Here is a 25,293-nt window from a genome sequence, read left to right on the forward strand (position 1 = left end):
TTTATTGCTTTAATTATGCTTCTCTCTTAATTCCCAGTAAGTAAAGAATCAGAGCCATTCTAATGTGCTTGCCGCACAGTGCCTGGAAGAAGTAAGCGGCTCTCGGGTCGTCATCCACTTCTACAGAGATTTCATTGACCCTTGGCAGTGGGTGCATGATGGTCAAATCTTCTTTTGCAGCCTGCAGTTTTTCTAAATCCAGAATGTAGCTGTCCTTCAATCTGATATAGTCTTCTTCGTTGAAGAAACGTTCTCTCTGTACACGGGTCATGTACAGAATGTCTAGCTCTTCCATAGCGTCTTCCAGTCTTTCAACTTCTTTCCATTTTGCGCCGGCTTTGTCCATGGATTCCTTCACGTAGTCAGGTACCTGCAGTTCCTGCGGGGAGATGAGAACGAAGCTGACGTTTTCGTATCTCAGCATTGCTTCGATGAGGGAGTGTACGGTTCTTCCGAATTTTAAGTCGCCGCAAAGACCTACCGTCATGTTGCCCAGTCTGCCTTTTTTTCTCTTGATGGTCAAAAGGTCGGTCAGGGTCTGGGTCGGATGGAAGTGACCACCGTCGCCGCCGTTGATGATAGGTACGGTAGTTCTCTGTGCAGCTACAATCGGCGCACCTTCTTTTGGATGGCGCATTGCGATGATGTCTGCATAGCAGCCGACAGTTCTGATAGTGTCGCTTACGCTTTCGCCCTTTGCTGCGGAGCTGGAGCTTGCTTCAGAGAATCCTAGCACGCTGCCGCCCAGTTCAAGCATTGCAGCTTCAAAGCTGAGCCTGGTTCTGGTGCTCGGTTCAAAGAACAAGGTCGCCAGTTTCTTGTGTGCGCAGATGTCTTCGTATGCAGCATGGTTTTCCACAATGTCATCAGCCACACGAATTAGCTCATCGATTTCTTCGATGGTGAAGTCGGTAATGTTGATAAGATTTTTAATTTTGTTCATTTATTTGTCTCCCTTCATCCAACCTTCATCAGAAGGATTGTCTCTAAACTTTAAGATTCTCTCTTTATCAGAAGCCTTGATATAGCCTGTGTCAGCAGCGACTTCTACCAAAGCGTCAAGGTCACATAAGCTTACGTTTTTTACGTTGTGCTCCGCAAATCTGTCCAGACCCTTTTTCATGCCGTAGGTGAAAATGCTGGCAATACCCAGAACATCAGCGCCTGCAGCACGAAGGACTTCTACAGTATCTATTGCAGAGCCGCCTGTGGAGACCAGATCTTCCACGACAACAACTTTCTGACCCGGAAGGAGTTTTCCTTCAATCTGGTTGGTTCTTCCGTGGTCCTTGGCGGAACCTCTGACATAGCCCATAGGAATGTTCATCAGGTGACCGACGATTGCAGCGTGGGCAATGCCTGCGGTGCTGGTGCCCATGACAACTTCGCACTCGGAAAAGTGCTCTTTGATGGTGGCAACCAGTCCTTCTTCTACCTTAATTCTTACCTCTGGTGCGGTCAGGGTCAGTCTGTTGTCACAGTAAATCGGACTCTTAATGCCGCTTGCCCAGGTGAAAGGTTCTTCTGGTCTTAGGAAAACTGCCTCGATGGACAGAAGCCCTTTTGCGATATCTGTTTTCATAAAAAGTTCCTCCAATCTATATATAAAAAATGTATTAGCCTATAAATTCTCTGCATACGCGTTCGTAAGCCGCTACTGGATCATCTGCCTTGGTAATGGGTCTTCCTACGACGATATAGTCGCTTCCCAGTTCCTTTGCCTTTTCCGGTGTGGTGACTCTGACCTGATCGCCTTTATCACCATCGGCAAAGCGCACGCCCGGGGTTACGGTGAGAAAAGATTCCCTGCAAGCCTGATGAATTTTGCCGGATTCCAAAGGAGAGCAGACAACGCCGTCAAGACCAGCTTCTTTTGCGTTTTGTGCATATTTGGTTACCACTTCGTCAAGGGGCGCATCGATGAGCAGCTCCTTTTGCATTCTTTCCTGGCTGGTGGAAGTCAGCTGCGTCACTGCGATGAGCAATGGGCGACTGCCGTCTTCTCTGGTTAAGCCACGGAGCGCAGCTTCCATCATGTCTTTAGTGCCGGCAGCGTGCAGGTTACACATGTCTACATCCAGCTTGGATAAAGCTGCCATAGCTTTCTCCACAGTATTTGGAATGTCGTGCAGCTTCAGATCCAGAAAAATCTGATGCCCTCTATCCTTGATTTCCTTTACGATGGCAGGCCCTTCGCTGTAGAAAAGTTCCATGCCGATCTTTACATAAGGCTTTCTGCCTGTGAACTTGTCTAAAAATGACAGCGTATCTTCCTTTGACGGAAAGTCGCAAGCGATGATTACATCTTTACCCATAATATTCCTCCTATCTTAACCGAAATCTGAAAAAAGTTGATTTTATGTATAAATTTTCGTCTGTTTTAGTCCCGTTTCAGCTGAATTTTATACATTTTATTGAGAAAATCTTGATTTCGGTTAACTTTTCGCGTTTTTGTTATACATAAATTCAAGTTATTTGCGATATAAGTTAAAATTCTATATTCGTCTTATTTGACACAGCCTATAATATCTGCAAGCCGCTCAATGCCCAGTTCCTCGCAGACAGAAGGCAGCTCTTCGATGATTTCTTTGCAGGCAAACGGATTGACAAGGTTTGCCGCGCCGACCTGAACTGCCGTCGCTCCAGCCATCATCATTTCGATGACATCACGGGCAGAGCTTACGCCGCCCATGCCGATGACCGGAATATTGACTGCATTTGCAACCTGATAGACCATGCGAACTGCAACCGGAAAGATTGCCGGACCGGAAAAACCGCCCATTTTGTTGGCGATAACAGGTTTTCTTCTATTGATATCGATACGCATGCCAAGCAGCGTGTTGATCAGGCTGATGCCGTCTGCTCCTGCGGCTTCGCAGGCCTTTGCGATGGATACGATGTCGGTTACATTTGGACTCAATTTAATGTAGACCGGTTTGGTTGTGACAGCTTTCACGGCTCGGGTTACTTCCGCAGCGCTTTCAGGCAAAACTCCGTATGCCATGCCGCCGTTGTGGACATTAGGGCAGCTGACGTTGACTTCGATGATGCCAACCTGCGGCTGTTTGTCCATGGCTTTAGCACATGCTACATATTCGTCCAGAGAAAATCCGCTGATGTTGGCGATTAGGGGTTTGTGATAGAGTTTGGCAAGCTCCGGCAATTCCTTTTCGCACACCGCATCAAGTCCCGGATTTTGCAGACCAACTGAGTTGATCAGACCGGAAGGACACTCCGCAATGCGGGGCAGGGGATTGCCGAGGCGGGCGTCTTTGGTGGTGCCTTTAAAGGAAATAGAGCCAAGGATATCAAGGTCGTAAAGCTCCGCAAACTCCTTGCCGTAGCCGAAGGTACCGCTGGCAGGAATGACAGGATTATCAAGGGTGATACCGCTTAAGGTTACTTTTAAGTCTACCATTTGATTTCCTCCTTATATAAAATCGGTCCGTCTTTGCAAATGCGCTTGTAGCCGTACTTTGTTTCGCAGGTACAGCCCATGCAGGCACCGAATCCGCAAGCCATTCTCGCTTCAAAGCTGAATTGTCCGTCTGGCGCCTGGTCGTAAACCGCCTTTAACATCGGCTCAGGACCGCAGGTATATACATAATCAAACTCCAGATTTTTCATGGCATCTGTGACAAAGCCTTTGATGCCGAAAGAGCCGTCTGCTGTGGTGATGATAGGCTCGATTCCCAGTTTGCGGAACTCTTCTGTCAGGATGATATCGCTCTCTGTGTTGAAACCAATCACAACCTTTGGGGTAACACCTTGTTTTGCCAGGCTTGCGGCAAGTCCGTAAAGAGGCGGCACGCCGATACCACCGCCCACCAGAAGGGGTTGTTGTTTGCAGTAGGAAGTGTCAAATCCGTTGCCAAGAGGCAGCAGCACGTCAAATTCGTCACCTGCTGCAGACTGGGCCAAAGCTTTGGTTCCCTGACCGACCACCTTGAAAATGATGGTGACAGAAGTTTTATCCCAGCAGCAGATAGAAATTGGTCTCCGAAGATAAAAGCCGTCCAGCTTGATATTGAGAAATTGTCCCGGCATAGTGATTTTACTGCAGTCACCGGTTAAGGTCATAACATAAATGTCGTTTTGAATTTGGCTGATACTGCTTACTTTAAGCGTTTGTCTCATCATATACGATTTCTCCTTCCACCAGGGTCATCACTACTTTTCCATAGACCTTCCAGTCCGTAAACGGGGTTGCTTTGCCCATGCTGACGAAGTCGCTCGGATCGATGGAAAAGTGTCTGTTTAAATCTATTACGGTAAGGTCGGCAGGTGCGCCGTCTTCGATTACTCCGCCTTCAAAGCCGAAGCGTCTTCTTGGATTTATGCTCATCACCTCGATGAGTTTTTCCAGGGAAATGATGCCTTTCTTTACCAGATGTGTATATAAAATCGGAAAGCTGGTTTCAAGACCTACGATACCGAAGGCGCTGCCTGCCAGTCCCTTAGATTTTTCTTCTTCGCTGTGGGGTGCATGGTCGGTGGCAATCATGTCAATCGTACCGTCGCAAAGGCCTTCAATCAGAGCGTCCCGATCGGCCGCAGCGCGCAGGGGCGGATTCATCTTGAAGCGTCCATCCTCCTGTAAGTCTGCGTCACAAAGGACCAGATAGTGGGGACCTGTTTCACAGGTCACATCCACGCCGCGGGCCTTTGCCTGCCTGATGATGTCAACGGTTTCCTTTGTGGAAATATGGCAGACGTGATAAGATGCGCCGGTCTTTTCTGCCAGCTGCACGTCGCGTTTCACTTGACCCCATTCGCTTTCGGAGCAGATCCCCTTGTGATTGTGAGCCTTGGCATATTCGCCGTCGTGAATGTAGCCGCCGTGGAGCAGGCTTTCGTCTTCGCAGTGGGCGACAATCAGCTTGCCCAGCTCTTTGGCTTTTTCCATGGCTTCTTCCATCAAATCACTGGTCTGCACGCCTTTGCCGTCATCGGAAAAAGCGCAGACATAAGGCGCCATGGCTTCCATATCAGAAAGAGCGCTGCGCCCGTCCTGATTCTGGGTAATGGTTCCGTAAGGAATGGTTTTCACTTTTGCGTCTTTTTCGATAATAGAAAGCTGCGTCTGCAGAGACTCCATATCAGAGGGAACCGGCTTTAGGTTCGGCATTGGGCAGACACAGGTATAACCGCCTTTTGCTGCCGCCGCCGTACCGCTTGCGATCGTTTCCTTATAAAAAAATCCGGGTTCGCGTAAATGTACATGTACATCGGTGAAACCCGGAATGATAATACGGTCTGTGCAGTCAATGATACTGCTTGCGTGGTCTGTATCGAAAGTATCTGTGGAGCTGACAAAAACTTTTCCATTGGAAACAAAAACGTCTTTTTTTTCAAAACCGAGGGGTGTCAAAACCATACCATTTTTTAACAAAGTCGTCATGTATTTGCTCCTTTTCTCAATATAAATCCTTATTTTTGCTCAAATCTTCAATATATTAGCATAGAATCAGAATACTGTCAATGGGCTAAGAGAAAAAATCTCGCACTAAAATCAGCAGCATATTATCGTCGTAGAGTATGTTCGCTGCATAGGAACTTTCCATGGCCTTTGAGATGGTTTCTGAAAGGTCGGGTACCATCAGACTCAGCACTGGCACCAGCACTGCAAAGCCTAGAAGCAGCAGAATCAGTCCTCTTGCGATACCGAAGAGAAAGCCGAGAAATCCATCAAGAAATCCAGTGATTCCTTCGTTGTATCTGCGGGACAAAAGCCGTACCAGCCCAAAGCAGATTAGCTTGATGAGGAATACCACAGAGAGGAAGCCGATGACTGTCATCAGCGATGAAGTGATAGATGCGGCGGTATCCTCTGCAAGAGCCGCAGTACCGTCATCAATCCAGTCATGGAATAAATCCGGCAGCGCCAGGTAAGCACTGCTTTCATTGACCGTAGTTTGGATATGGGAAAGAATACCATCGTGAATGATATCATCCAGTTCTGTGTAATCCATGAGAAAGCTTTTCGCTGTGCCACACAGAATAAATCCGAGAATCACGCATACAAACCACTGCATAAAGCTGACCACGGTCAGTGCAAAACCTCTGCGGGCGCCAAGCGCTGTTGAGAGTACGATAATTCCCAGTGCGATAATATCTATAATAAGTCCTGAACCTGTTGACATAATATCCTTTTCCCCGTGAAAATTTTATCTTGTTTTTTGTGCTCACCGTGGGAGCGTAAATTTGACTATTGCATAATCTCTTGTTTCGTGGTATATTGATGTCAAGAGGAAACCGTTGAAAACGGTTGACCGGGGTTAAAAGATAACCGCTTGAGTCTGCGAAACTATCGGCGGTTATTTTTTATTTCCTCGAATCATTTCTATCAATGTAATTACCATTAAGATGATTACTAGAATTTCATAGGATGAAATAGTATCACCTCCCATTTGTACAATTCGGATTTTTCACCGTATATGTAGCAGCAACGGAAGGTCAACCGCTTTCTTAGTTCGTCCTCTTGACTATTTGATTATACCATGCCTTGTCCCTACGGACAAGGTTCTTTGTTTTTTTGGTTACCGTGGAAACTCAGTAATTAAGATATCGTAAAAGCCGTTGCTCTATCCCATAGAATTTGTCTTTTCGCAGTTGGTAGTAAACGTATTTCCTAACCTTTTGTGTTGTGACAAAACCACCTTCTTTCAGCTGTTTCAGATGAAGTGAAACCGTAGTTGGAGACAGAGAAAGTATTTCTGCCAGTTCCTTGGTCGCTGCTTCTAATCAGTATTGGATATTTCATGTGGAAATAGTGTAAAAAGAAAATAGGAAACTTGAACTGGGCTTGCATATTTATGCGGCCCTTTTCCGTTTTCGTATATTTTGCGTTGGGTTAGGTATGAAGAGAAACCTTCCGCATATATTTAGTGGTAAGAAAGTAGAAGCAGGGGAGTAATGCTATGTCAGATTACAGAAAATTTATCATAGAAGTAAGACGGGCACATAGGGGTTTTAGATTATGGAAAAGAGGGATGGATGCTGCGAACTGCATCGTAGAAACTTACAAAAACAAGCGGTCTGTTTATTTTGCGGTTTCTAACCTGCTTCCGTCGGATGTGCTCATGCGAGAGTACAATAAGGAATATCATTTGCTTCTGATCGGTGTAGATGAGGGCGAACTGATCCATAAAGACTTTGGGGTATTTCATGTAAATTCTGCGGGAGAGGGAAGCCTTTTTAAGAAGTTTACGGGACCCTCCATTGAGTGCTACACCCATTGCCTTCTTGTAACCCTATCTAAAGAGGACGGCTCTACAGAGACGATTTTCAGCGGAACTATGCCATTTTATCAGCCGGCAGCAGATGTGAGCACAGAAGCACCTATAGAGGATTGTGATGGGAGCGAACAAGGCTGGGAAAGTATTTTTTCTTGTTTTTGTGAAGAGGATGCTGTGGAAATCTTCGACAGACAGAGAGATGAAACAGGCGCAAGGTGGTGCAGAATCAGTAAAATTGACCAGCTGCCTCAGTCGCTTGCTGCCTGCAGCGACTGCATTGAGCGCTATGGACACTATACAATTGGAAAATGTGAAGACCGCTGGTTTGTCGGCGTGCCGGGCAGATTCTTGCAAAAAGAGCAGCCTTGCAGAGAGCAGGGATGTTTTCTGTTGTGGCAGCCTATTCGCGGCGGCGAAAAGTACTTTAGCGACTTATCAGAACTGACAGGAAAGCTGCAGGAGGAAATCTTCGGATACTGGATTGGAGGTATTGATAAAGAGAGCGGCGAGGTTTTGCCGCTGTGATTTTGAAAAAGGAATGCGCTTTTTGCCGATATAACCTGTTTGGCAGAGGCGCTTTTTAATATACATTCATACATGCACGCAAATCAATACAAAAAACTGTTGAATACTGTATGGAATTGTGGTAACATTGAAAGGTATATGAATAAGTTTATGAGAGAGGCCCTAAAGGAGGCGCAGAAAGCCTTTGAGCTGGGGGAAGTGCCCATCGGGGCGGTCATTGTAAAAGATGAGCAGGTTATTGCAAGAGGTCACAATTTAACGGAAACCAGCAAGGATCCTACAGCCCATGCGGAGATGATTGCAATTCGCCGGGCGGCAGAGGCGCTGGGCGGCTGGAGGCTTCTTGGCTGCAGCCTTTACGTTACAGCTGAGCCTTGTACTATGTGTGCGGGCGCCATGATTTGGGCGCGTATAGAGAATCTGTACATCGGTACCATGGATCCAAAGGCGGGAGCTTGCGGTTCGGTTTTCAATGTACCGGCAGAAACGCGGCTGAATCACAGAATTCATGTAGAAACAGGCATTATGGAAGACCAGTGCGCACAGCTTTTGCGACAGTTTTTCAGCCAGCTTAGACATAGAAAGAAAAAGAACAAATCGGAGGAACAAACATGAAAAGAATAGGCGCAATTGTATGCCTTGCAGCATTGACGATAATGATGACTGCTTCCGTATGCTTCGGAGCACAGTCACAGAAGCTGGAGATTGTGGACATGTATCCGGAAGACGGGCAGAAGAACACCAGTATTGAGAATATGAGTGTGAAGCTGCACTTTAACAGCGAGATGGGTAATGAAGCCTCTGCAAAGGCTAACGCAAAAGCTTTCAGCATTACAGATGATGAGGGTAAACAGATTCCAATCAGAATCTTTTATAACCCAAAAGATTCCAAAGAAGTTATGGTACTGGCAGATACAGTAAAACTGAACGATAACGGACAGAGACTGAAGGACAATACCAAATACACTTTGCATATTTCAGGAGATGTAACAGATAACGATGGAAATGCGCTCGGAACAGATCAGACGGTGTCTTTCACCACACTGAATCAGGGTCAGAACACGAAAGTTTACATGATAATGATGGTTATCATGTTCGGGGGCATGTTCTTCTTTACGTCCAGACAGGCGAAGAGACAGATGGCAAAACAGGAAGAAGAGGTCGGAAGAGAAGAACCGTTTAACCCATACAAGGAAGCAAAGAAGACCGGTAAATCCGTACAGGAAGTTATCGCTGCTCACGAGAAAGAGGTAGCAAAGAGAGAAGCTAAGGCAGCAAAGAAAGCGAAGAGAGCCGCAAGTGACGAAGACGAAGATGACTACTACGAAGAAGAGAGCGGCAACTATAAGGTAAAAGGGCCTAGACCGATTTCCGCAGGCGGCAGTAGCTATGTTACCGGAAGGAAAGCTTTGGCAGAGGAAAGACTTGCAGAAGAAGAGAGACTTGCAAAGAGAAGAGCTGCCAACAGCAAAAAGAAGAAAAAGAAATAACTGCGAATACGAAATGAGCGGAATTCCGCTCATTTTGCGCATTGGAAATAGATATGAGAGAAATAAAGATACGTTCTTTTGCAAAAATCAATCTGTCCATTGATATTACTGGTGTTTTGGAAAGCGGTATGCATCAGGTGGACATGATTATGCACCAGCTTTCTTTTCACGACGATGTAGTAGTTAAGTATGCGCCGATGAAGAAAAAGCGGCGTGGAGAGTTTGACATTCGTGTTTCGACTAACCGCTACTATATCCCCACCGACGAAAGAAATCTGGCATATAAAGCGGTACAGGTGATGATGGAGGTCTATGGCAGACGGGTGCCTGGCGGGAGAGTGGAAGTCCATATTTTTAAGCGAATTCCGGTAGCTGCAGGGCTTGCAGGAGGCAGCGGAAATGGAGCTGCTGTTTTACATGGTCTGAACCAGCTTTGGAAGCTGGGGCTTTCTTTGGAAAGGCTTTGTGAACTTGGAGCAACGCTGGGCTCGGATGTGCCATTTTGTGTCATGGGGCAGGCGGCAATGAACTTCGATATACCGAAGAAAGTTAGGAGAAGTCCTTTGGCGGCAACCTGCGGCAGGGCAACGGGAACCGGAACAGAGATTGTACCGCTGCCAGGAATTCGGAAAGCCCTGGTTATTGCAAAACCACCTATCGGTGTTTCAACAAAGGAAGTGTATGGCGGCATTGACGGCTGCAGGATTGAGAAAAGACCCGATAACGATGCACTGACGACAGCTCTTAAGCAGAAAGACTGCGGACAGATTTATGCCAACTGTATCAACGTTTTGGAAAACTACACACTGCGGGCTTATCCCAAGGTGCAGGAGTTAAAGGATATATTGCAGGCAGATTCCCGTGTTGAATTGGCGCTGATGAGCGGCAGCGGGCCGACCGTATTTGCTATGTGCAGAACCATTGCGGATGCCAAGGTGGTGTGTGAGAATTTGCGTCAAGAGGGTTATGAGGCTTACTGGACAAAGACAATCAAGTGAAGTAGGAGAAAGATATGTTAAATTTTGATTTACAGAACCATAGACCATTAAGAGAAATCGTTTATGAGCAGCTGAAAATGCAGATTTTGCGCGGTAAAATTGTACCAGGAACCCGGATGATGGAGGTTGAGCTGGCTGACGAAATGGGTGTCAGCAGAACGCCGGTAAGAGAAGCCATCCGGAAACTGGAAAAGGAAGGGCTGGTAACGATTGAACCCAGAAAGGGAGCCTATGCCTCGGATATTTCCCTAAGAGATATGGTAGACACACTGGAAGTTCGTGAGGATTTGGAAGGATTAGCTGCGGCGCTGGCGGCAGAGCGGATGACTGACGAACAGATTCAGGAGCTGACAGAGATTTCTAAGAAATACAAAGAAGCGGTGAGAAACAGTGAAACTGAAAAGATGATTAGCTATGATGAACAGTTTCATAGATATATTGTAGCCTGCAGCGGAAACAAAACTCTGCTGCAGATTAGCGGAACGGTGCAGGAATTGGCGCTGCGTTTCAGATATCTTTACTATGATGATTTTTCCAGATATGAATTTATGCCGGTAGAACACCAGCGCATTATCGACGCAATTTCCAGCCATAATGTAGAGGAAGCCAGAAACGTTGCCGATGTTCACGTAAGGAAACTAAAAGAATTCGTCATTCGCGAGGGCGAAGAGGAATTCAAATAATGACGGCTTCCAGAGCCTTTATACTTGAGAGACTCAGAAGAGTCGGAGTAATCCGGCTCTTTTTCGCTGGAGTAATTCTTCTAATCGGGCAGTTCTTTTTTTCTTCCGGTCAGCATAGAGTTTTAGCAGGAATCATTTTGAAGGGAGAAGAACTATGACTTACGAAAAGGATATACCGGAATACGCCCTGCAGCCGGCAAAAGCGCCGAAAACCGTTCCGGCAGAAGCCATCTATCATACACAGAAAATTACCTATCCGGCGGAGGAGCAAACGGTTACTTATGAGTTTGAAGAGGACATTTTAGTGCCGGATACGAAACCGGATATGCGGGAAATACTTTTGATGGACGCAGGATGTGACATTATGCCTACTGAGAAAAAAGTATCTCCCAAGACCGATGACCTTCTGAATATTACAGGAACGCTTACAATTCAGACCATATATGCTGCAGAGTCAGAGGAAAAAGAACCCATTTCTATTACCTCAAAAGTACCGTACAAATACCAGTGGAGCCTGAACCCGATGGCGCAGGCAGAAGGTGTGTTTGGTTGTCAGGTAAAAAATCTGGATTACATGATTGTCAACGAGAGAAAGTTTCGTGTAAAAATTACGCTGGAATTTACTGGGCAGCTGTTTTGTCAGAGAGAGTTTCAGTTTTTTGACGGGCTGAAGGATGAATCGCTGGAAACAAAACGGACTCAGGTTTCCATGACCTGTCTGGAACTGACAAAGAAAGATGAAGTCACCATTGATGAAACCTTTAAGGGGAAAGACAGTTCACTGCGTCCGGAATACATCTTGAAGCAGGACTTTGCTATTACGGAAAACTACCGTCAGGTAACGACAGAGAAAGTTGTTATCAATGGATTTATTTTCTGCAGTCTGCTGTATTGCGCGCAAAGCGAAGAAGAGGGCAGCGGCTCTGTGATTTGTCAGCATAATCAGCGAATTGAATTCACACAGTTTGTGGCAATTGATAAAGAGCAAAGAGGAAAGAACTGGACTGCGGTAAAGACTTCTTTTTCAGGTAAGAACCTGACTGTTTCCATTGACCGTGGAGAAGAGGGAGAAGATGAGGCACAGTTTAGAATCAAGGGAGATGTACAGACACGAGTAGAACTTTATGAAATGCGGCAAAAGGATATCATTGTAGATGCCTATCATTTGGATAAAAATTTCCAGTTTCAAAAGGCTAAGGAGCAGGTGTCTAATCTTGCCGGAGAAGCGATGGCGGAAACAGAAGTCCGGGAGATTATCAGCCTGCCAGAAGGAATAAAAGCTGCGGAGACAGTATACTGCACCGGCACTGTGCAGGAGTGCAGCTGCAGTCTGGAACGGGGCAGAATTATAGCGACAGGAAGTATCACCTGCTGTGCGCTATGGAAAGATCAGGACGGAGATTACCGCAGTACGAAAGTTATCGCAGACTTTCGCGGTACAATGGATATGGAAAAAGCGCAGGTTACGCAAAAAGCCAGCTGCAGACCGGTGGTAAAAAGCGCATGGGTGGAACTGATTAATGAAAAGCAGATTGAAATCAATTGTACTGTTTCTCTTTGCGCAGCCCTCTATGACGATGATGAAATGGCACTTCTCAATCAGCCATGTTTTATGGAGAAGTCAACAGAAAAGCAATATCCGATGGTCATTGTAACATTAAAAAAAGATGAAACTCTGTGGGATTTAGCAAAACGTTACAAAACTACGCAGGCTCATATCAGAGACGCAAATCAGCTGGAAGAAGAGCCGACAGAAGGAAAAAGGCTGTTAATTATCAAATAAATGTTTAGATTTCAGATTTCTGTCCATACTCGAAGATAGAACGGAGGTAAATAGGATGGAAAGAATGAAATCAATACTGAATTTAAGGTTGACACGACTGCAGCAGGAGATTTTGCTTTTGCTGGCGCTGCTTTTAATCTGTACTGGGGTGGGGATTTACTACATAAATCATACGCCCAATGAACACCCGGGGATGATTCGCCTTCACGTGGTAGCCAATAGCGATTCAAAAGCGGATCAGGCGCTGAAGCTAAAAGTAAGAAATGAAATCCTGAAGTTTATGGACGGTCAGGAGACACTTGATGATGCCAGAGCGTATCTGAATGCAAATCTGGATACCATTGAAGAGATTGCTGAGGAGGTTATCGCAGCAAATGGGTTTGATTACCCTGCACGCGCAAACTTAAAAGTAACTTTTATTCCAGAAAAAAGCTATGAGGATTTGACTTTGCCTGCAGGAAATTATGAAGCACTGAAGGTAACTCTTGGCAGAGGAGACGGTCAGAACTGGTGGTGTGTGATCTTTCCGCAGCTATGTCTGGTTGGTGAGGAAAATGGGACTGAAAAGCTAGTTCTGAAATCAAAAGTAAAAGAGATTATGAAAGCTACTGAAACCGAAAGGTGAGGTAGCTTTTGCTTTAACGGAGAAGAGGATAGAATGCTGATAGACTTGTTTCCGTTTTTGTGCTAAAATAAAATCAGTATAAGAGATATCGGAGGTACGAACTTATGTTAGTATTAAAAAATGCGCGTCTGATTCCTGAACTGACAGAGGGGTATGACGACAAATGTGCAGACGTTGTCATTGACGGCACTGAAATTTTAGACATCAAGCCGGCAGGCAGCGTCAGTGCAGCAGAGGACAAAGTCATTGACCTGAAAGGAAAGACTCTGATGCCTGGTCTCATTGAAGGACATCTGCACCTTGACCTTTGCGGGAAGAATACTTTTGAAGAAAACGTAGAACCGGATTCTTACCGCGTTATGCGCTGTTTGCAGCTGGCACAGGACAACTTAAGAAAAGGGTACACCACAGTGCGCGATGTAGGCGATAGAAATAATATTACAATCGGTCTTGCAAGAGCTGTAAACGAAGGCATGGTGGTAGGTCCGGATATTTTGACCAGCGGTGTGATAATTTCCCCAACAGAAAGAGGCAATGAATTTTTCGGCACCATGTATGCCGAATGTGATTCTCCTGCGGAATTTACAAAGGCAGTTCGCCGCCAGTATCAGCTTGGCGCTGACTGGATTAAGATTATGGGTACCGGGGCAGTAATGAATCCGGGAGGGGAACCTGGCATGCCGATTATTTACGAGGAAGAACTTGCAGCAGCCTGCAGAGCAGCTGACTATGTGGGTCTTCCTGTTGCAGTACACTGTCACGGAACTGAAGCCATCAAGATGTGCATTCGCTGTGGCGTAAGAACTGTAGAACATTCCTCTATCATGGACGATGAATGTATCGAAATGTACACGAAGACTAATCGCTCTTTCCCGATGCCGACCTTGTCACCGATGGTAAACTTCCTGGAGTTTCCGGAAGGAAAGCCAAAGCACTACGTCGAGAAAGCTGAAAGATTGCTCGAAACCCTGCTGCATGGTGCCAACGCATATAAGAAGAATAACATTAAGATTGGCTGGGCGACTGATGCAGGTGTTTATACAGGCAGCCACGGCAATGGTCTTTATGAGTTCCGCGTCAGAGTCAATATGGCAGGTTTTACACCGCTTGAGACCTTGATTCAGGCGACTAAGAATAACGCTGAGATTTTGATGATTGACGATAAAGTCGGCACAATTAAGTGCGGAAAGCGTGCAAATCTGGTTGTCTTCGATGGAAATCCTGATGAGGATATCGAAGTCCTCGATAAAGTGTCAATGGTAATCAAGGCAGGAGAAATTGTAAATTTATAAAGCAAAGAAAAAGGCGGTTTCAAAGTAAAACGAAACCGCCTGCTTTTTTTGAAGTGTTATAAAGTTTCGATTGCGTCTACCGCGTCAATAACTGCGCTGCGAAGTCCCCTGCGCTCCAAAGCAGTAACGCCGACGATGGTGGTGCCACCCGGAGAGCAAACGCCGTCTTTCAGTACGCCAGGGTGCATGCTGGAGGAAACCAGCATTTTTCCGGTTCCGACAATCATCTGACTTGCCAGCTGATAAGCAAGATCGCGGGACAGTCCATGAAGCACACCTGCGTCCCCAAGAGCCTCAACAAACAAGGCGGTTAGCGCAGGGCCACAGCCCGCAATGGTACCTGCAATACTGAACTGAGATGGCGCAACGGATTTTACCAGACTGATGGTTTCTAAAAGTGTCTTGACAAAAGCAAATTCATCTTCGGTTAAAGTGTGGGCATTTTCTGCGATAAAAATGCCTTCGCCGGTGGAAACCGGTGTATTTGGAATGGTACTCAGATGATGAGTACCCGGCAGAAATTTTTCATAATCATCACTGAGCATACCTGCGGCAACTGAAATCAGAATTTTGCCCTGCAGCTTTTTGCAAATGGGAGCAGTGACTGGTTCAACCATATTTGGCTTTACTGCAATAAAAATGATATCACTTTTTTCAGCTACTTCCTCTGCACTGTGGCAAGGGGAAATGCCTCTTTTTCTAGCGTTGCAGCACAGCTTTTCGTAGCTGCCGCCGCAGGCACAAATCTGGTCTGGCCGCAGCGCTCCTTTATATAAAAATCCGTCGGTGATGGCTTGCGCCATATTCCCAAAACCGATAAAACCTAAGTTGATTTTGTTCTGTGTTAGCATACTCTATTGTCTCCTTTGTCAAATCAAGCCATGATAGGAACCATCTGCAGTGTTGAGCCAGTCAATCAGGGTTTGCTTATTTGTATTGTCGATTATTTCAGGTCATTATCTTTCATAAACTCTACCATCTTTGGATAACGGGCTACAGAATCATTATACTTCCCTTGTGTTAGATAATACTTTATCATAGAATCAGAGAAAAAACAAGCTTTGCGGCAGAATGGAAGCTCATGTGTGTAGTGCATAAATTTAGAAAAAACCCTGAAAATATGCACAGCATCTTGAAAAAATGTGCATATTTTTAGAGCTTTTTCGCAAAATATGTAGATTTAGTCTGAAAAGGGCAGTTAAATCGAAGAGAAAAGTCGATTATAACTGCCTTTTCTGCATATAATTAGAGATTTTCTGGAAAATATGCACGACATTGTGCATATTTGTGGCATTCTCATGAAAAATATGCACATCGCACCGAAGCCGCCAATCGAAAGGGCGCCTACTCCCATACAGTCATGATACAACCATCCACATTGTTTCCAGAAATTTCGGTAATGATGCCGGCGGTCTCATGGCTAGCCTCGTTTGTCTCACTAAAGAAAACTGATATTTCTTTGTCTCCGCGTCGCAGAAGCATAGGATGACAATAAGTGAATCGGTGCAGATAATCGATATATTCTTCCAGACAGAAATTCATTTCCTCCATGATTTCTGAGTGAGGATATCCCACGTAGCGGAAATGCCAAGGCTCGCAGGCAATACCGGTGATATGCTCTTTTTCGGCGGTGTACCGCTGGATAAAGCCGTATCGGCTGGCAGCCTTGCGGAATTCAGCGCAGATTCCGATGTCAGGAAAATCCGGACAAATAAAATCAATTTTCGGCGCTTTTTTTGCGAGGTCGATGGCAAGACCGCTCTGGTGCTCACTGCAGCCCGGCTTTGCTACGTACTTTGCGGTGAAGGCAGCGCCGTTTTCTGCAAGGGAATCTTGGTAAATCTGCATTTGCTCAGAATAGGGTCTGTAGCCGCTGACCGGGACGATTTCATCACCTGCGCCGATTGCCCGAAGCAGCTGTAAAAGGCAGGCAGCAGCGCGGCGCTCCATGGTAACGGCAGGATAATTTTCCAGAATTGGAACGCAGCAGGGCTGCGCGCTTTGCTGCAGCGGGTGGTCGTGATTGACTAAAATCAGGTTGCCGCCAAAGGCTTGCATTCTTTCTGTCATAATAAACACCTCCTGCTTTTACACCTGCAGCGCCAGTGAAATCAGCTGCTGCACGATATCGGTATAGGAAAGCCCCACGCCTTTTAGCATATTTGGATAGCGACTCATTGCGGTGAAGCCGGGAATGGTGTTAACTTCATTGAATACAATTTCACCCTCCGGTGTGAGGAACATATCCACTCTGGCAAAGCCGCTGCAGCCTAAAGCTCTGTAGACGGCAGCGGCAGCCTCCTGAATTCGCAGTTCTGTAGCAGAATCAATGCGAGCAGGCATATAGATAGTGGAAGTTTGCTGGGTGTATTTTTCGGTGTAATCAAAGAATCCGCCGGAAAGTTCAATTTCATCGACCCGCCCTAAGGTCAGGTGGGAATCGCCCAGCACCGCGCAGCCTACTTCAAAACCATCGATATTTTCTTCGATGATGATTTCACTGTCATAGGAAAATGCCAGTTCCGCAGCGTCAGCCAGAGCGGACGGCGATTCGACCTTGGTGATACCGAAGGAAGAACCGGCACGCAGCGGTTTTACGAAGAGGGGATAGGTTAGAGTCGAAACGGCTGCGGCAAGTTCTGCTGTAGATGGTTTTTCGTAGAAATAGGCGGCCTTTGGAACTTTTACGCCGGCAGCCTCAGCAAGCAGATGGGCACGGTGTTTATCCATGCAGAGCGCAGAGGACATGATATCGCAGCCAACTACAGGGATCCCGGCGAGCTGCGCTAGACCCTGCACGCTGCCGTCTTCTCCGTTACGACCATGAAGTACAGGAAACACTGCGTCAAGATAAATCGTAGAAATGCCATCTTTGTCCACTTCGCAAAGACCGTGGACTTTCCGGTCCGGTGAAATAAAAGCGCTTCGGCACTGGCTTTCGTGTTCATACCAGGTATCGTTCAAAATGGCTTCGTATTCCCCAAGATAGCGAAGCCATTTGCCGTCCTTTGTGATTCCCACGGCGATGACCTGATACTGATTGGTATTGATGTGATTCAAAACAGCATAAGCGGATTTCAGCGATACTGGATACTCCGGAGAACAGCCTCCGAATAAAACTGCAATATTCTTTTTCATATATTAAACCCCTTCCTTGATTTCGATGTGCTGCGGCAGCGGATAGCCGATGACGCAGTGATTATGGTAAAGAATTTCCTCTGACTCGCACCCCGTAAAGCAGCTGCGTTTTTTTCTCGCTACATCCGCTTCCTGATAGAGAACACCGCCTTTTCGGATATAGTCGCAGGAAGTGTTGTAGACCTTGTAGTCGTAGCACTTTTCACTTTCGCTTCGCACTGCGCCTATGATGTCGTCACCTTCAAAGGTAACGGAGATTTGAAAAGCATGGCAGGTATCATTTTTTACCTTTAAGTCCAGCCAGCCTTCGGCGATGGTAGCGTCGATTCCGGCAAGTTCATTTGGATCAGCCGGTGGAATGGACTCGGTGCCGTGGCCGTGCCGCTCCGTTACGGTCAGAGGCGTGTGAAGAAAGACCCAATAGAGCAGGTTGCTCAGCTGACAAAGACCGCCGCCGTACTCACCGGTGGTTTTTCCGTTGGACAGGCTGAGACCCTCCAGATAAGGCTCGTCTTTGTCGGCATCTTTGATAGCGTAGCAGAGAGAAAAGCATTCTCCCGGCTTAATGACAATACCGTCCACCTTGGCTGCAGCTAACTTCAGGTTGTGCACCTTATTATATTGGTACTGAATATCGTAGCCGCTGCGCGTGTTGATCATCATTGCACGGCTTTTGAAAATTTCATAGGGCAGCTGCTTTTTCTGCTGCGTTCTTGTATAAATATTTCTTGATAGACGCATTCCCGTGTAAAAAAACAGCTTTCGCTGATACTGACGCAAGGGCAGCAGCCACGGAAAAGCTTCTGTCAGTCGTTTTCTTGCCATGGTAACCTCCTCATAAAAACTCATGAAAAAACCACAATCCTTTGTTACGATTCAATCATAACAGGATTGTGGTTTTGAATCTTATAGACCTTCTGATGAGTGACTAACCATTTTTAAACGATTTTCTTACAAATTTCTCACAGAGGCAGGGCTACCTCAAAGCGAATGATATCGTTTTCGCTGAATGCGGTGATGGTGCCGCCGTGGAGCTCTACGATTTCTTTTGCGATAGCAAGCCCCAGACCGGCGCCGCCGCTTCTTGTTGAACGGGAGGTATCCAGCCGGTAGAACTGCTCGAAAAGTCGCGTCAGCTTTTCTTCGGAAATCGTGTCGCCATAATTCTCAAAGGTGAGAAGCACATGGGGAGCCGGTAGTTTTTCTACCTTTGCAGTAATGCGGATTGGGCTGTTCTCAAAGCTGTAGTTGACTGCGTTTCTTAGCAGATTATCGAAAACCCGCTGCAGCTTGTCAGGGTCGCAGCGAAGCATGATACTGTCTTCTGACTGCAGCTGCGTTGTCAGATGTTTGGCATCCAGCATAGGCTGAAACTCATAAATCAACTGATTCAGCATGAGAGACAGGTTAATCTGTCTTTTTTCTAAAGAGATATGAGACAGATTAAATCTGGTAATATCAAAAAATTCGTTAATTAAGTCGTCCAGTCGTTCCGCTTTATTCAGTGCGATATCCATGTAGCGCTCTCTCATTTCCTCGGAAATCTGCGGCTCATCTCGAAGCAGGGTTAGGTAGCCGATGACAGATGTAATGGGTGTCTTCAAATCGTGAGCCAGATAGGTGACCAGATCGTTCTTTCTCTGCTCGGCCTCTCTGGCGGCTCGCTGATTGTTCATGGAAGAGAGTTTCAGTTGGTTCAGCTGACCTTCAAGTTCGGAAAGCTGGGGTGAAAGCTCCACCAGACTATCGTCCTGCCGGTTGACCGTCTCAGCTGCATCGACCAGTTCCTGAAAAAATCGGAATGGCTTAAACCAGTAGTGGAAGAATATCACGACAAGCCCAATGCCATAGTAGGCAAACGCAACGAGAAGCAGATGCTGCTGCAGGTTCATAGCCAGTCTGTAAAGAGGCTCATCTCCCTGCCATGTAAACATAGCAAAGGCAAAGGTGGACAGAATGTAAATGCCGATTCCGCTGAAAAGCAGAAGGATTGCGGCAGCAATCATTTTTGCAAACAAGGTCCATGCCAGTTTGCGGCTCAGTGAATTAGTTTTCAATTTTGTACCCCACTCCCCACACTGTCTTGATGAATTTCGGATGCTTTGCAGGTTCCTTTAGTTTTTCCCGCAAGCGTCCGATGTGTGCCATCACAGTGTTATTGCTGTTGTCCAGATATTTTTCTCCCCAGACCTTTTCAAAAAGCTCCTCGGAGGAGACCACTTTGCCCTTCTGCTCGCAGAGATACCATAAAATGGAGAACTCCAGCGGCGTCAGACTGACCTCCTTGCCGTAAAGGGTACAGGTGTGAGTATCTTTGCTGATAACAAGCCCTCTAATGTCGTGCATGTTGGCAGCAGGTTGGCTGACAGCCTGATTATAGCTTTTGTATCTGCGCAGCTGCGTCTTAACACGCGCTGCCACCTCCAGCGGATTAAAAGGTTTGGTAATGTAATCGTCAGCGCCTAGAGTTAGTCCCATGATTTTGTCCATATCCTCTACCTTTGCAGTCAGCATGATAACTGGAAAAAAGTGGTTTTCACGAATTGTCTGCAGGATTTTAAAGCCGTCAATATCCGGCAGCATAACGTCCAGAACAGCCATATCAAGGGGCTGTGAGGCGATACAGGAAAGAGCGTCCTGTCCATTGTAAAATTTATGTACATTGTAGCCGTCGCTTTTCAGATAGAGTTCGATTAAGTCGGCAATCTCCTTTTCGTCGTCTACAACGAGAATGTGTTCGTTCATAGCAATCTCTCCTTTTCCCATTTTGTAAGTCTTGTTTTCACTTTACCATATTGGGGGAAAATTGGCAAGACACAGACTGCTTGCAGGCACGGCAAACCCATGAAACACATCATTAGTACTTTTAAGAGTATTTGGCAAAAAAGGTACTAAAATATCCAAAACGTTTTATCCATTATATGGAAAACAAGGAATAAACTTTTGTATAATGGAAGACTTGTATGAAAATAGACCCTTAGAAAACAAAAAAGAACGAAGAATTTCATTTCTATTTCGTAAAACCTTTTAGTTAGTATAAAGTAACTCCTAATTTTTGATACCTTTTTTGTAAAAATACGGATTAGGTACTAAACTTTAATGTTCGCAACTTTTCATGGGTTTGTCGTGTGCTCGCAGGTAGTGGTTCGACCAGATGCCAATCTGAAAAAATCGACTAGAATAGCGTAATTTCTTGACAAATTCGACATATAAATTTATAATGTTAAACAAATAACGAAATCTGGTATGACCAGATGAGGTTGAACGAAAAACAAGTTTGCGCAGGGAGAAAGAACAGAAAGGAGATTTCCTATGGCAGATCATTTGGCGGGATATGTACCGGAGTACATAGAGAACGAAGTTGAGCGGGAGCCAATTGTCAAGCTGGCGAAAATGATTACAGATCGTGTTCCTCAGAAATTGGGCATCAAGAAGATTACAAAATACGACCCAGAATATTGGGGACTGGCGGCGATGTGCACCGACGAAATGGCAGAGGTAGCGCTGAAAATGGGCGTGCGAAAGCCGAAAACGCTGGATCAGATGGTGGAGCTTACCAAAATGGATAGAGACCATCTGGAAGAATTGCTGGAGCAGATGGCTGTAAACGGAGTGCTGGAATATAACTGGGAAAATCCGGAGCATGTGAAGCAGTATGTGCTGCCGATGTTCGTGCCGGGCAATGCAGAGTTCAGCAATATGAACCTTCAGATGCTGCAGGCACATCCAGAGGTCGGAAGATTTTTTGAGAGAATGAGCAGGCTGCCTTTGGAGAAGATTACGCCTATGGTGCCGCCGGGAGGAGCAGGCATCGGCATGCATGTCATTCCTGTAGAAAAAGCCATAGAAATGGAGAACGAATCTATATCTTTAGAGCATATTTCCTATTGGCTGGATAAGTATGAAGGTAAATATGCGGCAAGCCCTTGTTCCTGCAGATATTCCAGACAGACCTATGACGAAGGCTGTGCTGATGATCCGGAAGGTTGGTGCGTGGCCATGGGAGATATGGCTGATTATGTAGTAGAAACCAACAAAGGCGGCAGATATGTAACCAAAGAAGAGGCGCTGGATATCTTCAGACAGGCTGAAGAAAACGGCTTTGTCCATCAGATTACTAATATTGATGGTGAAGACAAAATTTTTGCAATCTGTAACTGCAATGTTAACGTTTGCTATGCCCTTAGGACGTCGCAGCTGTTCAATACACCGAATATGTCGGCTTCTGCATACCGCGCTCGTGTCAAAACAGACAACTGCGTGGCCTGTGGCAGATGTGTGGAGTATTGCCCGGCGGGTGCTGTAAAGCTGGGGCAGAAGCTTTGTCAGAAAGACGGAAGCAAAGTGGAATATCCAAAGATTCCGCTTCCAAGCCAGCAGCCTTGGGGACCGCACATGTGGGACGAAGATTACAGGGACAACAACAGAATCAACTGCTACGATACGGGAACAGCACCTTGCAAGACGGCTTGTCCTGCACATATCGCAGTGCAGGGATATTTGAAAATGGCGGCGCAGGGCAGATACACCGAAGCATTAGCGCTGATTAAGAAAGAAAATCCTCTTCCAGCTATTTGCGGTCGTATTTGCAACAGGCGGTGTGAAGATGCCTGTACCAGAGGCAGCATTGATGAGGCGATTGCTATCGATGAAGTAAAGAGATTCATCGCAGAGCAAGACCTGAGAGCAGAGACCAGGTTTATTCCGAAGAAAGTAGTGCCTGCCCTGAAAGGCTTTTTCCCGGAAAAAATCGCCATCATCGGCGGAGGTCCGGCAGGTCTTTCCTGTGCGTTTTATCTGGCAGAAAAAGGTTATGCACCGACCATCTTTGAAAAGAATCCAAAGGCCGGCGGCATGCTGGTATACGGAATTCCTTCGTTTAAGCTGGAGAAAGACGTGGTTCAGGCGGAAATTGATATTATCGAGGCTATGGGCGTTGAAATTCGTACCGGTGTGGAGGTAGGAAGAGATATCACCATAGAAGATTTGAGAAAAGAAGGCTATAAGGCATTCTATATTGCAATAGGCTGTCAGGGCGGCAGGCTGGCAGGTGTGCCCGGAGAGGATGCAGAGGGCGTTATGACTGCGGTAGATTTGCTGCGAATCGTCAGTGAGGATTCGTCCTATAACGTTGACGGCAAAGCGGTAGTCATCGGCGGCGGCAATGTTGCCATCGACGCAGCAAGAACCGCCGGCAGATGCGGCGCATCAGAAGTTTCCATGTACTGTCTGGAAAGTCGGGATATCATGCCGGCGTCAGAAGAGGAAATCGCAGAAGCAGAGGAAGAAGATGTAACGATTAGCTGCGGATGGGGTCCGAAGGAGATTCTCACAGAAAATGGAAAAGTCACCGGCATTGTCCTGAAAAAGTGCCTGTCTGTCTTTGATGAGGAAAAACGTTTTGCGCCGGTTTACGATGAAAATGAAACCATCACAGTGCCGTGCAGCCGGATTTTCATGAGTATCGGTCAGAGTATTCAGTGGGGCGACCTGCTGAAAGACAGCAAAGTGGAACTGGGAAGAGGGCAGGCGGCTGTGGCAGACAGCCTGACCTATCAGACTGCAGAGCCGGATATCTTTGTAGGAGGAGACGTTTATACCGGACCGAAATTTGCCATTGACGCTATCGCAGCTGGAAAGGAAGGCGCTATCTCTATTCATCGTTTCGTACAGCCTCATTCCAGCATGACCATTGGCAGAAATCGCCGCCAGTTCATAGAGCTGGATAAGGAAAATATTTACATAGAAAGCTACGACAATTCCAGTCGTCAGGTTCCCGGCAGAGATTCTGTAGTGAATCACAAGAGGTCTTTCCGCGACCCTTCTCTGCCGCTGACAGAAGAACAGGTGAAAGTCGAGACGGCGAGATGTTTAGGCTGTGGCGCATCTGTCGTGGATGAGAATAAGTGTATTGGCTGCGGCGTTTGTACAACCAAATGCGAATTTGATGCAATCCATCTGTACCGTGACTTCCCAGAGGCCAGCAAAATGGTGCCAAGCGAAGACAAGTTGAAATACATTTTGCCATATGGTGCAAAGCAGGCGATTAAAGTGAAGTTCTCAAAAAAGGGGAAGAAGTAAAATGCACGAGCTTGGGATTGTATTTCACATCATCAAAGGCGTGGAGAAAACAGCAGAAGAAAACGGACTGACGAAGGTTGCTTCTGTTACGGTGGAGCTGGGGGAGGTATCTTCGGTGATACCTCACTATCTGACCGACTGCTGGAGATGGGCGGCAGACAAAAATGACCTGACTCGGGAAGCGGAGCTTTTGATTGAGGAGATTCCTGCGGTGACCTACTGCGAAAACTGTGAGAAAACCTATGGCACAGTGGAGTACGGGAAAATTTGTCCCCATTGCGGCAGCGAGAAAACCTGGCTGCTGCAGGGAAATCAAGTCATGATTAAAGAGATAGAAGGCTGTTAGGCTAATTTAAGAAAGAAGAAAAGGAGTTGATTGTTTATGTTATTTCATGTTTATGGAGCAGGCGCGGCAGCGAAATGGATTGCAATGCTTGCGGTTCTTGTTGGACTGATTTTGCTCAATGAATTTGCCAGAAGAACCAAGACTGGAGGTCTTCTGATGTTCGGCGTATTACCAGCAGCGCTGACGGTATACTTTGTAGTTATCGCTGTAGCAGCGGGTTCAGGTGCTGAGTGGGCGCTGAATAACCAGACTTATCTGTATATGAACGGCTGGTTCCACTACGCGAAGTTATACGCATCTTTGGCAGGCTGTATCGGATTTATGATGATTAAATATGAATGGGGAATTGGTAAAAAGCACTGGTTCAAGGCTTTTCCATTTGCCATCGTAGCCATCAATATTCTGATCGCCGTGGCCAGCGATTTTGAGTCCGCTATCAACGGATGGGGCTCCTGGTGGTTGTCTTCTGAGGGCGTATGGCTTTATGGAGGCTGGCACAATGTGATGAACGGTATTGCAGGTATTCTGAACATCTTCTGTATGACCGGCTGGTGGGCAGTTTATTCTTCCAAAGATGGAAAGGATATGATTTGGCCTGATATGATTTGGGTGTATATCATCGTGTACGATATCTGGAATTTTGCTTATACCTACAACTGTTTGCCGACCCATTCCTGGTTCTGCGGCGTGGCACTGCTGCTGGCACCGACCATCGCAGCGCTTCTGTGGAACAAAGGCGGCTGGATTATGAACCGTGCAAATACTCTCTGTATTTGGTGCATGTTTGCACAGGTATTCCCATTGTTCCAGGAGACTTTTGCAGACGGAAGCAGCAGATTTGCGTGGGCGACCATCTCAACCCAGTATGCTGACGGAACGATGAACGGTATCATGGCAGGAAATGCAGTCAATGCAGACCCGACAGCAATGACCGTTGTCAGTGCGCTGGCATTGATTACCAATATTATTGCACTGCTTTACATCGTGAGAAAATCCATGAGGACAAAGACCAATCCGTATAAGGGCGAAGTCTTCACTGACTTTAAATATTACAAGGATGCGGCTGCAAGAGCTGTGATCAAATAGGTGAAAAT

The 25,293-nt window shown here is 46.4% G+C and carries 23 protein-coding genes and 1 pseudogene; 11 read left to right on the top strand and 13 right to left on the bottom strand.

Annotated elements, in window-relative coordinates:
• Nucleotides 1-13: 13 nt before the first annotated feature.
• The 7 genes from pyrB to D1155_RS06780 form a co-directional block, all read right to left on the bottom strand.
• Nucleotides 14-934, bottom strand: coding sequence for an aspartate carbamoyltransferase (gene pyrB / locus D1155_RS06750; RefSeq protein WP_347560977.1), 921 nt, complete (start codon nucleotides 932-934; stop codon nucleotides 14-16).
• Between the two features lie 9 nt (nucleotides 935-943).
• Entirely contained in the window at nucleotides 944-1,582 is a 639-nt protein-coding gene (pyrE, locus tag D1155_RS06755) for an orotate phosphoribosyltransferase (RefSeq protein WP_160201630.1), read from the bottom strand.
• A gap of 34 nt (nucleotides 1,583-1,616) precedes the next feature.
• The gene (pyrF, locus tag D1155_RS06760; protein WP_160201631.1) at nucleotides 1,617-2,315 is read right to left on the bottom strand and encodes an orotidine-5'-phosphate decarboxylase; all 699 of its coding nucleotides are present in this window, start codon (nucleotides 2,313-2,315) and stop codon (nucleotides 1,617-1,619) included.
• 191 nt (nucleotides 2,316-2,506) lie between these two features.
• On the bottom strand, nucleotides 2,507-3,418 hold the full coding sequence (locus tag D1155_RS06765; RefSeq protein ID WP_160201632.1) for a dihydroorotate dehydrogenase: 912 nt from the start codon (nucleotides 3,416-3,418) through the stop codon (nucleotides 2,507-2,509).
• Nucleotides 3,412-4,140, bottom strand: a complete 729-nt coding sequence (locus D1155_RS06770; RefSeq protein ID WP_160201633.1) for a dihydroorotate dehydrogenase electron transfer subunit — start codon at nucleotides 4,138-4,140, stop codon at nucleotides 3,412-3,414. The genes D1155_RS06765 and D1155_RS06770 overlap by 7 nt, the downstream gene beginning before the upstream one ends.
• The gene (locus tag D1155_RS06775) at nucleotides 4,121-5,401 is read right to left on the bottom strand and encodes a dihydroorotase (protein ID WP_160201634.1); all 1,281 of its coding nucleotides are present in this window, start codon (nucleotides 5,399-5,401) and stop codon (nucleotides 4,121-4,123) included. Before D1155_RS06775 ends, D1155_RS06770 begins: the two co-directional genes overlap by 20 nt.
• An 85-nt stretch (nucleotides 5,402-5,486) precedes the next feature.
• Entirely contained in the window at nucleotides 5,487-6,143 is a 657-nt protein-coding gene (locus tag D1155_RS06780; RefSeq protein WP_160201635.1) for a CvpA family protein, read from the bottom strand.
• A 777-nt stretch (nucleotides 6,144-6,920) separates the two neighbouring features.
• Here D1155_RS06780 and D1155_RS06790 point away from each other — a divergent pair.
• The 8 genes from D1155_RS06790 to D1155_RS06825 all read left to right on the top strand — a co-directional run bounded on the left by D1155_RS06790 (nucleotide 6,921) and on the right by D1155_RS06825 (nucleotide 14,634).
• Nucleotides 6,921-7,763: a hypothetical protein gene (locus D1155_RS06790; protein ID WP_160201636.1), complete on the top strand. Its 843-nt coding sequence runs from the start codon at nucleotides 6,921-6,923 to the stop codon at nucleotides 7,761-7,763.
• Nucleotides 7,764-7,901: 138 nt separating this feature from the next.
• A complete protein-coding gene (tadA, locus tag D1155_RS06795; RefSeq protein ID WP_201759546.1) occupies nucleotides 7,902-8,378 on the top strand; it encodes a tRNA adenosine(34) deaminase TadA in 477 nt (158 codons plus the stop codon).
• Nucleotides 8,375-9,253: an Ig-like domain-containing protein gene (locus D1155_RS06800; RefSeq protein WP_160201637.1), complete on the top strand. Its 879-nt coding sequence runs from the start codon at nucleotides 8,375-8,377 to the stop codon at nucleotides 9,251-9,253. The genes tadA and D1155_RS06800 overlap by 4 nt, the downstream gene beginning before the upstream one ends.
• A gap of 53 nt (nucleotides 9,254-9,306) precedes the next feature.
• Nucleotides 9,307-10,251, top strand: coding sequence for a 4-(cytidine 5'-diphospho)-2-C-methyl-D-erythritol kinase (gene ispE / locus D1155_RS06805; protein WP_160201638.1), 945 nt, complete (start codon nucleotides 9,307-9,309; stop codon nucleotides 10,249-10,251).
• A gap of 14 nt (nucleotides 10,252-10,265) precedes the next feature.
• Nucleotides 10,266-10,934 carry a GntR family transcriptional regulator gene (locus tag D1155_RS06810; RefSeq protein WP_160201639.1) on the top strand — a complete coding sequence of 223 codons (669 nt, stop codon included), beginning with the start codon at nucleotides 10,266-10,268 and terminating at the stop codon, nucleotides 10,932-10,934.
• Nucleotides 10,935-11,088: 154 nt separating this feature from the next.
• Nucleotides 11,089-12,717 carry a LysM peptidoglycan-binding domain-containing protein gene (locus D1155_RS06815; protein WP_160201640.1) on the top strand — a complete coding sequence of 543 codons (1,629 nt, stop codon included), beginning with the start codon at nucleotides 11,089-11,091 and terminating at the stop codon, nucleotides 12,715-12,717.
• Between the two features lie 55 nt (nucleotides 12,718-12,772).
• Nucleotides 12,773-13,342: a stage II sporulation protein R gene (locus D1155_RS06820; RefSeq protein WP_160201641.1), complete on the top strand. Its 570-nt coding sequence runs from the start codon at nucleotides 12,773-12,775 to the stop codon at nucleotides 13,340-13,342.
• 104 nt (nucleotides 13,343-13,446) lie between these two features.
• A complete protein-coding gene (locus D1155_RS06825) occupies nucleotides 13,447-14,634 on the top strand; it encodes an amidohydrolase family protein (RefSeq protein WP_160201642.1) in 1,188 nt (395 codons plus the stop codon).
• A gap of 56 nt (nucleotides 14,635-14,690) precedes the next feature.
• Here D1155_RS06825 and proC read toward each other — a convergent pair whose 3' ends face one another.
• From proC to vanR, 6 genes and pseudogenes are all read right to left on the bottom strand, one after another.
• Nucleotides 14,691-15,485, bottom strand: coding sequence for a pyrroline-5-carboxylate reductase (proC, locus tag D1155_RS06830; protein ID WP_160201643.1), 795 nt, complete (start codon nucleotides 15,483-15,485; stop codon nucleotides 14,691-14,693).
• Nucleotides 15,486-15,978: 493 nt separating this feature from the next.
• A complete protein-coding gene (locus tag D1155_RS06835; RefSeq protein WP_160201644.1) occupies nucleotides 15,979-16,704 on the bottom strand; it encodes a M15 family metallopeptidase in 726 nt (241 codons plus the stop codon).
• A gap of 18 nt (nucleotides 16,705-16,722) precedes the next feature.
• Nucleotides 16,723-17,772 carry a D-alanine--D-serine ligase VanG gene (vanG, locus tag D1155_RS06840; protein ID WP_160201645.1) on the bottom strand — a complete coding sequence of 350 codons (1,050 nt, stop codon included), beginning with the start codon at nucleotides 17,770-17,772 and terminating at the stop codon, nucleotides 16,723-16,725.
• Nucleotides 17,773-17,775: 3 nt separating this feature from the next.
• Nucleotides 17,776-18,597: a glycopeptide resistance accessory protein VanW gene (vanW, locus tag D1155_RS06845; RefSeq protein WP_160201646.1), complete on the bottom strand. Its 822-nt coding sequence runs from the start codon at nucleotides 18,595-18,597 to the stop codon at nucleotides 17,776-17,778.
• Between the two features lie 137 nt (nucleotides 18,598-18,734).
• Nucleotides 18,735-19,511, bottom strand: a pseudogene (locus D1155_RS06850) (HAMP domain-containing sensor histidine kinase); the annotation flags it as partial.
• Nucleotides 19,512-19,818: 307 nt separating this feature from the next.
• Nucleotides 19,819-20,517, bottom strand: a complete 699-nt coding sequence (gene vanR / locus D1155_RS06855; protein ID WP_160201647.1) for a VanR-ABDEGLN family response regulator transcription factor — start codon at nucleotides 20,515-20,517, stop codon at nucleotides 19,819-19,821.
• A 567-nt stretch (nucleotides 20,518-21,084) separates the two neighbouring features.
• Here vanR and D1155_RS06860 point away from each other — a divergent pair.
• The 3 genes from D1155_RS06860 to D1155_RS06870 are packed head-to-tail and all read left to right on the top strand — an operon-like array spanning nucleotide 21,085 to nucleotide 25,285.
• On the top strand, nucleotides 21,085-23,853 hold the full coding sequence (locus D1155_RS06860) for an FAD-dependent oxidoreductase (RefSeq protein ID WP_160201648.1): 2,769 nt from the start codon (nucleotides 21,085-21,087) through the stop codon (nucleotides 23,851-23,853).
• A gap of 1 nt (nucleotide 23,854) precedes the next feature.
• The gene (locus tag D1155_RS06865) at nucleotides 23,855-24,199 is read left to right on the top strand and encodes a hydrogenase maturation nickel metallochaperone HypA (RefSeq protein ID WP_160201649.1); all 345 of its coding nucleotides are present in this window, start codon (nucleotides 23,855-23,857) and stop codon (nucleotides 24,197-24,199) included.
• A 36-nt stretch (nucleotides 24,200-24,235) separates the two neighbouring features.
• On the top strand, nucleotides 24,236-25,285 hold the full coding sequence (locus D1155_RS06870; protein ID WP_160201650.1) for a DUF5692 family protein: 1,050 nt from the start codon (nucleotides 24,236-24,238) through the stop codon (nucleotides 25,283-25,285).
• Nucleotides 25,286-25,293: the final 8 nt, after the last annotated feature.

The sequence above is a fragment of the Anaerotruncus sp. 80 genome (assembly GCF_009936115.1).
GTDB lineage: Bacteria > Bacillota > Clostridia > Peptostreptococcales > Anaerovoracaceae > Senimuribacter > Senimuribacter intestinalis.